Origin of the sequence: Bradyrhizobium huanghuaihaiense (genome assembly GCF_007830635.1) — a bacterium.
In the GTDB taxonomy this organism is placed as follows: Bacteria; Pseudomonadota; Alphaproteobacteria; order Rhizobiales; family Xanthobacteraceae; genus Bradyrhizobium; species Bradyrhizobium huanghuaihaiense.
Genome location: NZ_VLLA01000002.1, coordinates 390,211 through 405,560, shown reverse-complemented (window position 1 = coordinate 405,560; position 15,350 = coordinate 390,211). Strand labels below are relative to the sequence as shown.

15 protein-coding genes are annotated in these 15,350 nt (G+C 65.5%); 6 read left to right on the top strand and 9 right to left on the bottom strand.

The features are described from left to right. Positions 1 to 77 precede the first annotated feature (77 nt). Positions 78 to 983, top strand: coding sequence for a LysR family transcriptional regulator (locus tag IQ16_RS05850; RefSeq protein WP_018647852.1), 906 nt, complete (start codon positions 78 to 80; stop codon positions 981 to 983). On the opposite strand, the gene IQ16_RS05845 is transcribed toward IQ16_RS05850, so the two are convergent. Further along, the gene (locus tag IQ16_RS05845) at positions 937 to 1,698 is read right to left on the bottom strand and encodes a hypothetical protein (protein WP_018647853.1); all 762 of its coding nucleotides are present in this window, start codon (positions 1,696 to 1,698) and stop codon (positions 937 to 939) included. The two genes, IQ16_RS05850 and IQ16_RS05845, sit on opposite strands and share 47 nt — an antisense overlap. Before the next feature lie 15 nt (positions 1,699 to 1,713). Beyond that, positions 1,714 to 1,902, bottom strand: coding sequence for a hypothetical protein (locus IQ16_RS05840; protein WP_018647854.1), 189 nt, complete (start codon positions 1,900 to 1,902; stop codon positions 1,714 to 1,716). Between the two features lie 254 nt (positions 1,903 to 2,156). On the opposite strand from IQ16_RS05840, the gene IQ16_RS05835 reads away from it, so the two are divergent. Further along, positions 2,157 to 3,134: a DUF2336 domain-containing protein gene (locus tag IQ16_RS05835; protein ID WP_018647855.1), complete on the top strand. Its 978-nt coding sequence runs from the start codon at positions 2,157 to 2,159 to the stop codon at positions 3,132 to 3,134. Between the two features lie 156 nt (positions 3,135 to 3,290). On the opposite strand, the gene IQ16_RS05830 is transcribed toward IQ16_RS05835, so the two are convergent. From IQ16_RS05830 to IQ16_RS05820, 3 genes are read right to left on the bottom strand one after another with little or no spacing between them, the layout of a single operon-like run. Further along, on the bottom strand, positions 3,291 to 3,635 hold the full coding sequence (locus IQ16_RS05830) for a DUF1491 family protein (RefSeq protein WP_018647856.1): 345 nt from the start codon (positions 3,633 to 3,635) through the stop codon (positions 3,291 to 3,293). Positions 3,636 to 3,693: 58 nt separating this feature from the next. Then, positions 3,694 to 4,413 (bottom strand): peptidoglycan-binding domain-containing protein, encoded by a 720-nt coding sequence (locus tag IQ16_RS05825; protein ID WP_018647857.1) that lies wholly within the window; start codon positions 4,411 to 4,413, stop codon positions 3,694 to 3,696. Then, the gene (locus IQ16_RS05820; RefSeq protein WP_026312790.1) at positions 4,406 to 6,265 is read right to left on the bottom strand and encodes a sensor histidine kinase; all 1,860 of its coding nucleotides are present in this window, start codon (positions 6,263 to 6,265) and stop codon (positions 4,406 to 4,408) included. The genes IQ16_RS05825 and IQ16_RS05820 overlap by 8 nt, the downstream gene beginning before the upstream one ends. Positions 6,266 to 6,676: 411 nt before the next feature. Here IQ16_RS05820 and IQ16_RS05815 point away from each other — a divergent pair, with 411 nt between their 5' ends. Both IQ16_RS05815 and IQ16_RS05810 read left to right on the top strand, forming a co-directional pair. Further along, positions 6,677 to 7,120, top strand: a complete 444-nt coding sequence (locus tag IQ16_RS05815) for a DUF5330 domain-containing protein (RefSeq protein ID WP_018647859.1) — start codon at positions 6,677 to 6,679, stop codon at positions 7,118 to 7,120. Between the two features lie 68 nt (positions 7,121 to 7,188). Beyond that, the gene (locus IQ16_RS05810; protein ID WP_018647860.1) at positions 7,189 to 7,617 is read left to right on the top strand and encodes a SufE family protein; all 429 of its coding nucleotides are present in this window, start codon (positions 7,189 to 7,191) and stop codon (positions 7,615 to 7,617) included. A gap of 123 nt (positions 7,618 to 7,740) precedes the next feature. Here IQ16_RS05810 and IQ16_RS05805 read toward each other — a convergent pair whose 3' ends face one another. Beyond that, positions 7,741 to 8,160 carry a Ros/MucR family transcriptional regulator gene (locus tag IQ16_RS05805; RefSeq protein ID WP_018647946.1) on the bottom strand — a complete coding sequence of 140 codons (420 nt, stop codon included), beginning with the start codon at positions 8,158 to 8,160 and terminating at the stop codon, positions 7,741 to 7,743. Between the two features lie 171 nt (positions 8,161 to 8,331). After that, positions 8,332 to 9,198 carry a hypothetical protein gene (locus IQ16_RS05800; RefSeq protein WP_018647947.1) on the bottom strand — a complete coding sequence of 289 codons (867 nt, stop codon included), beginning with the start codon at positions 9,196 to 9,198 and terminating at the stop codon, positions 8,332 to 8,334. Between the two features lie 312 nt (positions 9,199 to 9,510). Here IQ16_RS05800 and IQ16_RS05795 point away from each other — a divergent pair, with 312 nt between their 5' ends. Both IQ16_RS05795 and IQ16_RS05790 read left to right on the top strand, forming a co-directional pair. Continuing rightward, positions 9,511 to 11,160, top strand: coding sequence for a glycosyltransferase family 39 protein (locus tag IQ16_RS05795; protein WP_145831301.1), 1,650 nt, complete (start codon positions 9,511 to 9,513; stop codon positions 11,158 to 11,160). 231 nt (positions 11,161 to 11,391) lie between these two features. Next, on the top strand, positions 11,392 to 12,171 hold the full coding sequence (locus IQ16_RS05790; protein WP_018647949.1) for a class II aldolase/adducin family protein: 780 nt from the start codon (positions 11,392 to 11,394) through the stop codon (positions 12,169 to 12,171). Positions 12,172 to 12,487: 316 nt separating this feature from the next. Here the strand turns inward: IQ16_RS05790 and IQ16_RS05785 are convergent, their stop codons facing one another. Both IQ16_RS05785 and IQ16_RS05780 read right to left on the bottom strand, forming a co-directional pair. Beyond that, positions 12,488 to 13,882 (bottom strand): M20/M25/M40 family metallo-hydrolase, encoded by a 1,395-nt coding sequence (locus tag IQ16_RS05785; RefSeq protein WP_018647950.1) that lies wholly within the window; start codon positions 13,880 to 13,882, stop codon positions 12,488 to 12,490. Positions 13,883 to 13,906: 24 nt separating this feature from the next. Beyond that, positions 13,907 to 15,247, bottom strand: coding sequence for a glycosyltransferase family 87 protein (locus tag IQ16_RS05780; RefSeq protein ID WP_018647951.1), 1,341 nt, complete (start codon positions 15,245 to 15,247; stop codon positions 13,907 to 13,909). Positions 15,248 to 15,350: the final 103 nt, after the last annotated feature.

Here is a 15,350-nt window from a genome sequence, read left to right as displayed (position 1 = left end):
TGTGACGGGAGCGTTCTTGCCATCGCTGGTGCCATAGGTAAAATATCGAATATTGATACTATCTCTAGGCCTATCCTATGGACATCCGCGAGCTTCGCTACTTCGCCGCCGTCTACCGCGAGCGCAACCTGACCGCCGCGGCGCGCGCCTGCTTCGTGTCGCAGCCGTCGATCTCGACCGCGATCACCCATCTGGAGGCCGAGCTCGGCACCACGCTGTTCATCCGGCACAAGAAGGGCGTCGCGCCCACCGCCTCGGCCGAGCAGTTTCACACCCTGGCCCGCCGCATCATCGACGAGGCCGATGCCGCGCGCAGCCTGTTCAGGAAGCCGGCGACAAAAACTACGGTGACGCTGGGCCTGATGCGCACGCTCGACGTGCCCAGGACGATCGCGCTGCTCAAGCCGTTGACGGCGCGCAGCGACATCGCGCTCCGCCTCGTCGGCAGCGACGAGCGCGCCGACGCGCGGATCATCGCAAAGACCATGCTGCGCGATGACGAGCATTTCGTCGCGCTGTGGAGCGAGCGCTATGTCGCGGCGCTGCCGCCGTCACACCCGCTGACGCTGAAGGAGAAGCTCCGCGCCGCCGACCTCGCCGAGGTCCCGCTGATCGACCGCTGCCATTGCGAGCAGAGCGCATTCTTCGGCCGCAATGCGCAGCGGCGCCAGACCGCGGCGATCGCGCAATCGGAGGACTGGGCGATGGCGCTCGTGGCTGCCGGCGTCGGCATCGCCATCGTCCCGGAAGGCGTGGCACGCGGCAGTCCCGATGTCGCGGTGCGCGAGATCGAGGTCAAGGTCACGCGCGAGGTCGGGCTGGCCTATCGCGCATCGGCGCCGCTGGCGGATGCGCTGAAGGATTTTGTCGGGAAGCTTCAGAAGCAGCGGCGAAAGCCAGAGCCGACCGGACGACGGCCCGGCGCGCGCAAAAGAGTCAGCCCTTCGAGACGACCGCGCGGCCGTAAGGCGGCTGGCTCATGACCGGCGGATGGGCAGTCTGGGCGGCGAGCTCGCCGATCAGGCGGTCGGCATCGGCGGCCATGCCGTCGGGCGCCTGGATCACCAGGCGCTCCAGCGCCCAGCGGTAGGAGGAGACGCGCTGCTCCAGGCACTGCTGCACCCACTGCACGATCAGCGAGTTCTCCTGCATGCGCGCGACCGCATCGTCCCTCTCCCTGGGCGAGAGCGCGGAGACGCGCGCCATGGTGGCATCGCGCTTCCTGTCGAGATCGATGACGCGGATCGCGCTGGCGAAGAACGGCTCGAAACGGGTGATGTCGTTGCGGACATCCTCGATCAGCTGCGCATAGCGCGAGGAATGCGAGCGGTGCGGCTCGTCGATCAGCGTGCGGCCGTACATGGTGCGGTCCAACACGATCTTCTGGTGCCAGGGCGATGGCAGCGGCTTGTAGTCGCCGAACACGCTCTTCCAGGCCGGGCGCGACAGCGGCGGCTCGATCATGGGATAGGCGAGGTCGCGAAGCTGGCGTTCCTCGTCGGTGAGCTGGAATTGCGAAGCCTGCAGGCCGACGCTGCCGGTGGCCTCGGCGCCCAGCCAGCGATGCATGTCGTCGCTGCGCATGTCGGCGCGGGTGCGGCCGAAATCGCCGCCGCTGCAGGCGCCCAACGTCGCGCCGAGCAGCGCGAGCAGGACGGCCGATACGAAAGGCCGGATATGGCGGATGAGGTCCGGCATTGCAAAAAGCCGGACCTAGCGACGGCGACGACGGCGCCCCGGCGCTGTGCCCTGCTCTGGTCCGCGATCGCCGCTGGTTTCGTCGCTCTCGCGCTCGATGCGGATCACCGGGAGAATCAGAATCGTTCCCATGTCCGCGTGCGGTGTGACGTCCCCCGATGAGCCTACCCGGCGACCGGCCGGAAATTCGATGATGGTCCCCATGTCAGCTCTCTCAATTGCCGCGCGATCAAATACGCCCCTGCAACATGGCGATCATTAAGATCAGCTCATGGTTAACGGGGTGTAAACATGCCCTTTAGACCGTAACTGCACGGACCGGCCGCGCCGTCCCGTTGCGGCACGAGAAGGCCTCAAATTTAAGGGCCGGCTTCACGCCTCGTTTTCCTTAACGAGCCTTTAAAGGAACCTGCGCTAGGCTCGCCCCAAGTATCTTCTCCGAGTTGCGTACGCCTCCCATGACCAAGTCGCTGTTTCCCGGATTCGACGGGCTGATGAGCCTCTCCCGTCGCGAAGGCGTCGATGTTCGGCCGACGCTGCTGCGCGTGCTGACCGACCTCTATGTCCAGACGCGCGTTCACAGCGATGACGAGCAGCGCCAGTTCATCGAGCTTGCGACGCGGCTGATCGACCAGGTCGACGACGCGACGCGCGCGGCCATCAAGGCCAAGCTCGCGGTCTATCCGCAGACGCCGGTCCCGGTGCTGCAGAAGCTCGGGCTGGTCGCGGCCCAGGAAGGCCGCAGGATTCCGCTGGCACGCGAAATCCCCGCGCCCGCGCCGGCCTGCTCCCCGGTGCGCGCGCCGACCGAGGCCGAGCAGCGCATGGCGGCGAACATGGCGATGCAGCCGAAGGACGCCGCCGAGATCCACGACATGTTCTTCCGCGCCTCCGCCTCCGAGCGCGCGCTGATCCTGCACAATCTGGCGCAGACGCCGCTGAAGGCCGCGCCGCGGATTCCCACCGTGCGCGCCAAGCGCGCGTTCCAGATCCTGGAGATGGCGGCGATCGCGGGCGACGTCGAGAGTTTCACCCTCGAGCTCGGCGACAGCCTGATCCTGCCCTCGCGCGTCGCAGCACAGATCGTCGACGATGCCGGCGGCGAAGCGCTCGCGGTCGCCGCGCGCGCGCTCGACATGCCGAGCCCGAACTTCCAGCGCATCCTCTTGTTCTTCAAGCCGGAGATCGGCAATTCCGTGAACGAGGTGTACCGGCTGTCGCGGCTCTACGACCGCCTCGACGACCGCTCCGCCCTGGTCATGCTGGCGGCCTGGCGCGGCTCGACGCTCGCGGTGACGCGGGCAAAATACCAGTCATCGCTGCATGACGGCGAACGCCAGCGCGCTCGCGCCGGCGCCAGCCAGACGCGGCCGGGCGTGCAGCCGGGCTCCAGCCCAACGGTGCGCACCGGCACCGGCGGGTCGTCCGATCGCTGAATTTCTCGCGCTTGACCCTGTGGGCAGTGACGCTGCGAGTTAGGCATGCAGCCCGCCCCGGACTCGTCATTGCGAGCGCAGCGAAGCAATCCAGAGTCCCTCCGCGGAGACAGTCTGGATTGCTTCGCTGCGCTCGCAATGACGGTGAGGCAGTAGTTACGTCTTCGCCAGTTCCAGAAAATGCCGGCCCGCGCGGTCTTCGGTCTCGACGATCCACGCATCCGGATCGAAGCGAAGCTCCTTGGTCAGGCGCTCCTCGATCGTGTGCTCCGGCAGAGGCTGCGGCGCCACCGGCACGAAGAAGCGATCGACGGGACGACCGTCGTCGTAAACCGTCTGCGGCGCCGGCACGTAGAGCATCGCATTGCCGTCGAGCAGCGACACTTTCACGAACACCGCGCCCGCCTCCTCGGCGCCGCGGCGGCGCACCGCGCCGAACACGCCCTCGGTCTGGCAGCGGCGCAAGTAGGCCGCGACCCATATGTTGGATTTCAAACGCATGGAAAGGACGATAGGCCAGGGCCGCCATCAGCACCAGCCTTGCAAGCAAGCCTGACGATTATTCGACGGGATGGCCGATCGCGGCGGCGAGCTCGCGCAGCAGGCGGTCGGAGACCTGGCCGGTGACGGGCATCTTGTGCTCGCGCTCGAACTTCTGGATCGCGGACTGGGTTTCGCCGCCCATCGTGCCGGTGATCTTCAGATTGCCATAGCCGTATTCGGACAGCGCGCGCTGCACGCCGGCGATGCGCCGCGCGGCCGGGCTCTGCATCGGAATCGGGGCCGGCGGACGGATCGCGGACGGCGGCGTCGAGGTCGTCGCCTTGACCAGATTGGTCATGGGATCGTTGCCCGCGCGCGGCGTCGATGCGGTCGCCTCGACCGGTTTCTCCACCGGCTTCTCGGCGGCGCGCTCGGCCGGCTTGGGCTCGACGCGAAACTCGGTGGCCTTAGGTTCGAGCGGCGAGGTGTCGGCGCCGACCGGGCGTGGACGCGGCATGGGATTCGACAGCGGCACCGAGGACGGCGCGGGAAGATTGATCACGGTGCCGAACATCGGCGCAGGATGCCGGCCGGTCTGCAGGAACAGCGCATTGGCGACGATCGCACCGATCGCGGCAACGGCAACGAGGCCGGCCAATGTGTCCTTCGGACTGTGCAGCAGCACGCGCATCACGAGGTTGCGCTCGGTCTCGACATCGATGACCGCAGCCTTGGCCCCACCCTTGGCACCACGGCGGCGCGGAGCAGCTTCGTCCTTGGCAGACTTCTTAGGCACTTTTCTTCACCGGAGCAGGTTGGTCGTGACGTTGATCGTTGAGTTCTTCTTCTTTGTGAAGTTCTTGGCGCGGCACCGGCGTCAAGGTCGTGACCTTGCTCTCGACCGGTTTGGCTTGCGGCGGTGTATAGACGAGCGGCAGCTTGACGGTGACGGCGGTGCCCTCACCTAACCGGCTTTGTACCGTCAATTCGCCGAGATGCAATGCCACGAGACTCTTGACGATGGACAATCCAAGTCCCGTACCTTCGTGACGGCGCTGATAGGTCTTGCCGGCCTGGAAGAACGGCGCACCGATGCGCTTGAGATCGTCGGGCGCGATGCCGACGCCGGTGTCGCTGATGCGCAGCGTGAGCTGCGATCCGGTCACCGCTGCTGATACGGAGACCTGACCGCCGCGTTCGGTGAACTTGACGGCGTTGGCGACGAGGTTGAGCACGATCTGCTTGAAGGCCCTGGGATCGCCGGTCATGACCGGCAGGTCCTGCGGCGCGTCGGTGACGAGGTCGACGCCGTTCTCCCGCGCCTTCAGCGCCAGCAGATTGCAGCAATGCAGCAGCGAGGCGCGCGGCGCGAACGGCTCCGATGCGATCTCGAAATTGCCCGATTCCATCTTCGACATGTCGAGGATGCCGTTGACGACCGAGAGCAGATGCTGGCCGGAATCGTTGATGAGCTGGGCATATTCCTTGCGCTGGGCCGCACCCAGCATCAGGGTCTGCTCCTGCGCGATCATCTCCGAGAAGCCGATGATCGCATTGAGCGGCGTGCGCAGCTCATGGCTCATGGTGGCGAGGAAGCGCGTCTTGGCGGCATCGGCGGCTTCCGCAGCGCTGCGGGCCTGATCGAGCGCCTGCTCGGAATGCTTACGATCGGTGACGTCGCGCATCACCGCGACGACCTCGGCCTCGCGCGCGGGATCCCGGCCCCGATCCTGGTCGAGCGGCCGGCAGCGCATCTCGACCCAGATGAAATCAACCTGGCCGCGCTCCGAGCCGGCAGGCTCGCGCCGCACCCGGAACTCGACGCTGCGCACGTCGCCGCGCGCGGCATCCGACAACGCGGTGAGATAGGCCGGACGATCGGCGACATGGACGCGGTCGAACAGGCCGTGACCGTGCAGCTGCGTCACTGACAGGCCGAGCATGGCCTCGGCGGCCGGCGAGATGAACTGCACCGCGCCGTTGCGCTGATGCCGGGAGATCACGTCGCTCATGTTGCGCGCGAGCAGGCGATAACGTTCCTCCTCGCGCGACAACAGCGCGACGCTGGTGCGCGCCAGCGATTCCGCGCCGAACGCTAGGCCCGCTGCATAAAGAGTAGCCGAGGCAACGCCGAAGGCCATCAGCACGCCGCGATGCGCAGCGCTCGGCTCCTCCACCGGCAACCAGCCGAGCTGGCTGACGAGGATCAGCACTCCGGCGCAGGACAGCGCCAGCAGCGAGGCAAAAGCGGCGACGCGCCGCGAGGCCGACAGCGCAGCTTCGAGGGGAACCACGACCAGCCAGACCGCCGCGAACGAATCGATTCCGCCCGTGGTGACCGCGACCGCCATGATCAGGCCGGAGAGCGCCAGCGACGACAGCACGTGCGCGCCCTCGTAGCGGCCGGTCCGCGACAGGAACCAGGACAGCATGATCGGCGCGATCAGCCAGGCAAAGGCCGCGACCTCGACTGCGCTCGGCGCGCCACGCATGGCAAGATAAACAGGGAATGCGGCAAACGCTGCCAGGCTGCCCAGCAGCCGCGGCGCCATGAAGGCACGATGGCGCGCTCGCGTCAGCGCATCGTAACGCGCGGAGGGATGCAGCAGCGCATCGAGACAATCGCGGATGATACTCAAAACTGTCACGGGTCTCGCGCTTCGGCTCAATCGTCTTGAGAAGACGCGCCGGAACGCCTCCTTGTCGTTGAGCCAACCTGTCAGAGCGACCTTAAACGAGTGCTAAGGCGACGCGGCACGCGGCCGGACACCGTGTCATCGCGGAGCTTTTTAGACGATTTGACGACGTCTTCGGTGAGGATGGTGAACACAGGGTTTCACCGTCCGCCGCATGGTTTCGAATTGGTGGATACGCGGGCTCCGGAAGGTCACGGGCCGCAGCATCAATGGAAAATTTACGAGACCGGGGCCGTGCGAAGATTTTTGCGTCAATTTTCCGCGAATTAAGCTCAAGGCAATCACTTGCGATTTATCGAGAGTTGCTAGGTCGCAAGCCCGCGGAGATCGCCGCGGCGGGATCTAAAGTACAGGTTCGACAAGATGCGCTTTCTGCTCCGCATCACATTCTGGCTCGGGCTGGTGCTGGTGCTCCTGCCCAGGGACAAGACACCCGAATCGGAGAAGCTGCCGCAGATCGGTGCCGCCGATGCGGTCTCGGCTGCGACCGCGGCCGTCTCCGACATGACCCAGTTCTGCAAGCGCCAGCCGGCGGCCTGCGAGGTCGGCGGCCAGGCCGCGACCATCATCGGCCAGCGCGCACAGGACGGCGCGAAGAAGATCTATCAGATCATCAACGACAAGAAGGAGCAGATCACCAACGACAAGAACGACGGCCCCAAGAACGACCATAAGAAGGCGCCCGACCATACCGGCTCGATCGCGATGGCCGGCGAAGGCGACGCCGCCGCGAGCGAGGCACCGCGCGACACCCTGACCCAGGACGACCTCGCGCTGGAATGGCGCGGCCCTCAGGCAGCGAATTAGGGCCCAAACCCTATCGATTTCACGGCTTCGCGTCCCTATATTGGCCTTAACCGGAACCGTGGGCCAATATGACGACGATCGACGAAATCAGGGACAATTTCGAGATTCTGGACGAGTGGGACGACCGCTACCGGTATGTCATCGAGCTCGGCCGCACCCTGGAACCGCTGCCGGAGGCGGAGCACTCCGCCGAGAACAAGGTGCGGGGCTGCGTCAGCCAGGTCTGGCTGCAGAAGCTGGTCGACCGCAGCAATGGCGCGCCGATCCTGAAATATCGCGGCGACAGCGACGCCCATATCGTGCGCGGGCTGGTCGCGATCGTGCTCGCGCTCTATTCCGGCCGCACGCCGCAGGAAATCCTCGCGACCGACGCGATCGCCGTGTTCAACGAGTTCGGCTTCCGCGATCATCTGACGCCGCAGCGCTCCAACGGCCTGCGCTCGATGGTCGAGCGCATCAAAACGGATGCGAAAGAGGCGCTCGCGGAAGCGACGTGACGCCGCTGCCGTAGGGTGGGCAAAGCGGAAGCGTGCCCACGTTTCCAGCGCGATTGAAGAAAGATGGTGGGCACGGCGCTGCGCGCCTTTGCCCACCCTACGAGAGCTGACCGAGCGGACGGACTACTTCCCCTTCTTCCGCTGCTGCTGTCCCAGGCCCATCTGCTTGGCCAGCTGCGAGCGCGCCACCGCGTAGTTCGGCGCGACCATGGGATAGTCGGCCGGCAGGCCCCATTTCTCGCGATACTGCTCCGGCGTCATGTTGTACTGCGTGCGCAGATGGCGCTTCAGCGACTTGAAGCGCTTGCCGTCTTCCAGGCAGACGAGATAGTCGGGCGCGATCGACTTCTTCAGCGACACAGCCGGCTTTGCCGGCTCGAGCGGCGCCGCCTCGGTGCGGCCCGTCGAGACCCGCACCAGGGCGCCGTGCACCTGGCTGATCAGGTTCGGAATCTCGGCGGCCGGCGTCGGATTGTTACCGAGATAGGCCGACACGATGCTCGCCGTCAGCTCGATGAAATTCTTAGTCCCGGCATCCGACATGGGCTTGCCCCTTCCCTGTTGCGCCGCGCGGGATTGACGACGCCAAAGTATTCCGTGTCAACAATACGTTCGGCGAAAATACGACAACTGGCGAATATGAGCTGACGACTGGCGACGTGACAAGAACGGTCGCGCTTTACTTGCGTAGCCCGGACTTGCGTACCTCAGGTCTCAGGACCGCTGATCGAGATGCGCGCGCAACTCGTCGATCGAGGCAAAGCGCATCATGCCTTCCGGCATTTGCGCCTCGATCGAGCCGTCGGAATAGAGCGAATAGGCCATGCCGTCGACGATACCGGATTTGAGCACCGTCACAGGCGACTGTTCGGCCGCCGGCTCCGGTTCGGGTGCAGGCGGCGGCGGGGGAGCCTCGGTGAAGGTCGAGGGCGAGCGCGGTGGCGGGGGCGGACGGCGTGCGGCAGCCGGCGGTTCCGGCGGGCGCATGCGATCCGGCTTCGGCCAGGCGTCGTCGAAGCTCGCAGGCGGGGTGTCCGGCGCGGCAGGTGCTGCGGGCTCTGCAGTCGGCGGCGCCCCCTCGACGGCCTTGGCCTCCGCGCGCTCGCGCTCCTTGCGTGAGGTCGAGGCGAACATCAGGTTGCGACGGCGCGGCGGTTCCGGCGCCGCAGGAGGCGTCGGTGCGACCGGCTCCGGCGGCTGCTCGGCGCGCGGACGCTCCCGCGCCGGCGCTTCGCCCAGCCATGGCGGCGCCGTTGCCGGCGATGGCGGAGGCGTCGGCTCGGCCCGCATGGCCGGAGCAGGCATCGGCTCGGACGCAGCCGCGCCCGGCACCGCGAGGCCCGGCAGCACGGGCCTGACCCGAACCTCGGACGGTGCGCCGGCGAGCCGCCGGGCGATGCCCTTCAGCTCCAGCAGCACCAGGTGCAGGCCGGCCAGTAACATCCCGGAGCAGACGCCGATCGTGCCGGAGATTATGAGAGTGCTGCCGAGGCTGAATTCCCTCACGGTGAAGCCAAACAGGATCGCAAGGAGGCCCGCCACCACGGCGACAATCCCCACGATCAACATTGCCAAGCTCATCGAACTCATCCCCGGCCGCGCATCCACACGCGACACCCGTCACGCCACGATACCGTCATACGGCGTTCCACGCCAACCGTGAATTGTGGTCGGCGTTCCTAAAGAGAAGGAAATCAGGGACTTATTCACATTCCCTTCAGCTACGGCTCGCTACTGTTGGGAAGCTCCCGGTTGCAAGGATTTGCTGCGTCGCATCAGGAATTTAGCCATAATGCCCAATTACTTGGTAATGGAACTGCGCTATAGGGAGACCGGGGAAGTGGCCCGCGCGCACCAGCTGGGCCAAGAGGGGATTCCGGGTCACCAATAGCCATGACATCCATCACGACTTCGGCGATCGACACGCCTCTGCGGCGCTCGGTCGAACGGACTTGCGAGGATCTCGCCATGCTGGTGCTGGCCGCGGTCGCCGTGATTGCAGGCTTGACCTTCCGCGACTACGGGCTCGGCTGGGACGATTACACCCACGCTGAATATGCCGACCTGTTGCTGCGCATGTTCGGTTCCGGCTTCAAGGACACTGCGGCGCTCTCCTTCGCCAATCTCTACATGTATGGCGGCGGCTTCGACATGGTCGCGGCTCTCCTGCACAAGGTGCTCCCGCTCGAGCTGTTCGAGACGCGCCGCCTGGTCGGAGCGATCGTCGGGGTGGTCGGACTTGCGGTGACCTGGCGGCTCGGCCGCCGCGTCGGCGGCCCCCTCGCGGGTCTTGCTTCGCTCCTGCTGCTCGCGCTGTGCCCGATCTTCTACGGCCACATGTTCATGAACCCGAAGGATGCGCCCTTCGCGGTGGCCATGATCATCCTGATGCTGGGCCTGGTCCGGCTCGCCGAGGAATATCCGCAGCCTTCGCCGCGCACGATCCTCATCGTCGGCTTAGGAGCCGGTCTTTCGCTCGGCTGCCGCGTTCTCGGCGGGCTCGCACTGGTCTACGCCATCCTCGGTTTCATCCCGCTGTTCCTGGAGGAACTGCGCACCGAGGGCCTGCGCGAATCGGTCCGCCGCATCGCCCATGTCGTCTATGTGCTGCTGCCCGGTCTCGTGGTCGGCTATCTCGTGATGGGGCTGATCTGGCCGTGGTCGATCATGGAGCCCGGCAATCCGTTCGAGGCGCTGACCTACTTCTCGCACTTCTTCGAGAAGCCGTGGAAGGAGATGTTCGACGGCGCGATCGTGTCCGTGCCCGACATGCCCTGGTCCTACCTGCCGACGCTGTTCGCGCTGCAGCTGCCAGAGGTGATGCTGGTGCTGATGGGCGGCGCCGTGGTCAGCACCTTCGCGCTGCTGCCGCGCGGCGACGTTCCGGCCCGCCGCAAGACCATTCTCCTGATGCTGACGCTGGCTGCGACCCTGCCGCTCGCGATCGCGATGGTGAAGCGTCCCGCGCTCTACAACGGCATCCGCCATTTCGTCTTCGTGATCCCGCCGATGGCGGTGCTGGGCGGCGTCGCCTTCGCCTGGAGCATGGAGCGCCTGCGCGCCAACCACCGCACCTGGCAGCCGGTCGTGCTCGCGACCTTCTGCTTCGGCCTCGCTCTCTCGCTCGCCGAGATGATCCGGCTGCACCCCTACCAGTACACCCACTTCAACCACATCGCCGGCACCGTGCGCGCCGCCGACGACCGCTTCATGCTGGACTATTGGGGCCTCGCGCTGAAGCAGGCCTCGGACGAGCTGCGCGAGCAGCTGGTCGAGCGCCAGGAAGTTCCGCCCGTCAATCGCAAATGGAAGGTCGCCGTGTGCGGTCCGCAGCGTCCGGCGCAGGTCGCGCTCGGGCCCGACTTCACCATCGGCTGGGATTCCAATGCGGCCGATTTCGCCATGACGCTCGGCGAGTTCTACTGCAAGGGCCTCACCGCGCCCGTCATGGTCGAGATCAAGCGCGACGACGTGGTGTTCGCCCGCGTCTACGACATCCGCGGCCGCAGCATTTCCAGCCTGCTCTCGATCCCCGCGCCGTAAGATTCTTCTCCTGCAGTTCCGAAATTCGGGACAGTCCCGTAGCCCGGATGAGCAAAGCGACATCCGGGACCTTCTTGGGCGACCCCGCATATCGCTTCCGCCTTCGCTCTTCGAGCTACGGCGGACAAGCATGCGGGCTACGCTGAACTGCCGCGCTTTGGGCGCCTTGCTGCCAGCCTCACCCAAGTCTAGGCTCTCGCTCCGCAACAACGAGGTTCGGAGAGAATTGCCATGTCACCAGCAGAAGCCCGCCTGAGGGAAATGCCCTCCAACATGACGGAGGCCGAGTGGCAGCAACGGGTCAATCTCGCCGCCTGCTATCGCCTCGTCGCGCTGTACGGCTGGGACGATCTGGTCGACACCCACATCTCCGCGCGCGTGCCCGGCCCCGACCATCACTTCCTCATCAACCCCTACGGGCTGATGTTCGAGGAGATCACGGCCTCGAGCCTCGTCAAGGTCGATTTGCACGGCAACCAGCTCTCCGAGAGCGAGTACAGCATCAATCCGGCCGGCTTCACCATCCATTCGGCGATCCACGAGGTACGCGAGGACGCGATCTGCGTGCTGCATCTCCACACCCTCGACGGCACCGCGGTGTCGAGCAGCGCGGAAGGCCTGCTGCCGCTGAACCAGACCGCGCAGCTCGTCACCCACGACCTCGCCTATCACGACTATGAAGGCATCGCGCTTGATCACGAGGAGCGGCCGCGGCTGCAGAAGGACCTCGGCGACCACAACCACATGCTCCTGCGCAACCACGGCACGCTGACGGTCGGCCGCTCGGTCGCCTCCGCCTTCGAGCGTATGTATCACCTCGAGCGCGCCTGCTCGATGCAGGTGCGGACGCGCGCGCTGGGCACGCCGGTATATCCGGTCGAGGAGATCGCAATCGAGAAGAACACCGAGCTGCTCGCGAACCGCGACCGCGCCGAGCTGCGCGCCAACAACCTCGTGTGGCCGCCGCTGCTGCGCAAGCTCGACCGCGTCAATCCCGGCTACCGGTCTTGAGATTTTCCGGATTTGGTGTAGGGTAGCGCTCAACGAACCTCTACGCCTTTTGGAATGAAACGCCGCCCAATTCCGGGCGGCGTTTTTATTTTTGGCCGGTCGCCTGCCCCGTCATTGCGAGCGCAGCGAAGCAATCCAGACTGTCTCCGCGGAGGGATTTCTGGATTGCTTCGCTGCGCTCGCAATGACGAGGAGAGGTCTCGTAGGGTGGGCAAAGGCGCGCAGCGCCGTGCCCACGATCTTGCAGCTCATTTGGGAAGTGGTGGGCACGCTGCGCTTTGCCCACCCTACGGCACTGGTGCCTACGGCACCGTGCTTACTTCACCTCCGCGAGCGCTGCGAGAATCCGGGCCCAGGAGCGGATGCCCTTCTGGAAGCTGCGGAGGTCGTACTTCTCGTTCGGCGAATGGATGTTGTCGTCGTCGAGGCCGAAGCCGACCAGCAGCGAGTCGAGGCCAAGCGTACGCTTGAAGTCGGCGACGATCGGGATCGAGGCGCCGGAGCCCATCAGCACGGTCTCCTTGCCCCATTCCTCCGCCAGCGCCTTGCTGGCGGCGGCGAGCGGCTTCATGTTCCAGTCGAGCGCGACCGCGGGCGCGGCGGAGTGGTCGCCGAACTCGACCTTGCAGTCGCCGGGAAGGCGCGCCGTCACATAGTCGCGGAAGGCCTTGCGGATCTTTGCGGGATCCTGCCCTTCGACCAGGCGGAACGAGACCTTGGCGGATGCATGCGAGGGGATCACCGTCTTGGAGCCCTCGCCGATGTAGCCGCCCCAGATGCCGTTGACGTCGCAGGTCGGACGCGAGGAGGCCTGCTCGATCAGCAACCGGCCCTTCTCGCCGGCCGGGATCGACAGGCCGATCGGCTTCAAGAACATCTCCGGCGTCAGGTTGAGCTTCTTCCACTGCTCCAGGATGTCGGGCGGCAGATCCTTCACCCCGTCATAGAAGCCGGGAATGGTGATGCGGTTGTCGTCGTCGAACAGGCCGCCGAGAATCTTGGTGAGCACCCGGATCGGATTCATCGCGCTGCCGCCGAACACGCCGGAATGCAGATCGCGGTTGGCGGCGGTGATCTTCAGCTCTTCGTAGAGCAGGCCGCGCAGCGAGGTCGTGATCGCGGGCGTGTTGCGGTCCCACATGCCGGTGTCGCAGACCAGCACGTAGTCGGCCTTGAACTCGTCCTTGTTGGCCTCGATGAAGGGCACGAAATTCTTCGAGCCGACCTCCTCCTCGCCTTCGATCAGGAAGGTGACGTCGATCGGCAGCGAGCCCGTCACCTTCTTCCAGGCGCGGCAGGCTTCGACGAAGGTCATGACCTGGCCCTTGTCGTCCTCGGCGCCGCGGGCGACGATGATCTTGCGGCCGTCGGCGTGGTCGGTGACCACGGGCTCGAACGGCGGACGGTGCCAGAGATTTTCCGGATCGACCGGCTGCACGTCGTAATGGCCGTAGAAGATCACATGCGGCCGTCCGCCCGCCTTGGTCTTGCCGACGATAGCGGGATGGCCGGCAGTGGGGCGCACTTCGGTGGCGACGCCGAGGCTGGCGATATCCTTGGCGAGATGCTCGGCCGCCGCCTTGCAATCGGCCGCAAAGGCCGGATCCGCGGAGATCGACTTGATCCGCAACAGCGAGAACAGACGCTCCAGGCTGTTGTCAAAATCCTTGTCGATGTGGTCGAGCACGGATTGAAGCTGCGCATTGGCCATGGTCGGATTCCTGACTATTGAGTCTTAAGACGGCTTCTCAAGATTGTTGGGTTTTAGCCCCGTCGCAGGCCCGGAGCCAGCGGCAACCGGCGGATGCCGCAAGTGCCATGCGAGGCTCCCGGCAAGAATGGCCGTGGCGGCGAGGTTGTTGCCCCAGGCCTGGATGACATTGGGAAACCACGGCAGCGCCAGCAGCATGAGGGTGCCGGCCGCGCCCAGCGCGAGCCAGGTTCCCAGCCGCACATTCGCCCGCTCGTCGAAGGCGGCACGATGCATCAGCACCGTCATCGGGAAGAACAGCCACATGAAATAGTATTGCCGCGCCAGGGGCGAGGCCACCGTCATCAGGCAGAACAGGATGCCGAGCTCCTCGGCATCCGAGCGCGCCGTTCGCCGTCGTCGCGGCGGCATGACCGCAATGAAGCCGAGCCCGAGCAGGACTGAGACAGCCAGCACGATCAAGTTCGCCGTTTTGTAATCAACGTCGATGACATTCATCGTGCGCGGCGGCTTGTTCGGATCCTCCTGATTATAGTTGATCGGGCGGACGAGGCGATGCGTCACGGCGATGAGGGACTGATTGACCCACGACCAGTTCTGCTCGTCGCGCTGGCCAAAGCCCCTTTCCGAGCTCGACCCGACCATGCCTTGATACCAGGTCTTGAGCTCGGCCGCGTTGCGCTCGAAACCGCGGATCGGGGCCGGCACGACATAGAGAAGGATGCCGGTAAAGGCGACCGTCGCGGCGACGGCGGCCCACTTCCTCCGCCACATCAGATAGGGCAGCACCGCGATCGGAAACACCTTGATGGCGGTGGCGAGCGCGAACATGAAGCCTGCGCGCCACGCTCGCTGATGCTGCAGGCTCCAGAAACCGTAGAGCATCATCGCCAGCAGCAGAAGGTTCGGCTGGCCGAGGTCGAACATGTCGAACACGAAGGTCACCGTAACGAAAGCCGGCAGTGCCTCGAGCCAAGGGCCAGCCGTGCGGCCCGAACCGGTCATCGCATTGGACAATGTGCCGGTGTACCACCACGCCAGCACATTCAGGATCGACAGCACGATGTAGAGCGGGATCTTGCCGAACCAGCTCGGGATCGCGAGCAGGATGGCGGGAAGCGGCGGATAGATGAATTCAAAATACGAGTGGATGTCGGCGGGATAGAGCGGCCCGCCGTTCAGAACCTGCTGCCCGGCCCAGTACCACAGCCCGTAGTCCTTGGTCTTGCCGTGGCCGAAGATCTCCGGAACGAGAACGTCGGCGGTCAGAATGACACAGCAGAGCAGGAAAAGCAGGTCCAGCGGCGCACGCAGCGACAGGCGTCTCGGCGCATCAGGCTTGGGGAATGGGTCGGTCGAGGTCACATTATGTCCAGTCGGCAACAAATAGCACGTAGCAGACCGGCGCGGGCTTGGAGAGCCCCTCACTTGAAATTGTGCTGGTGGTGATGGGTCGTGTCCCCGCGGC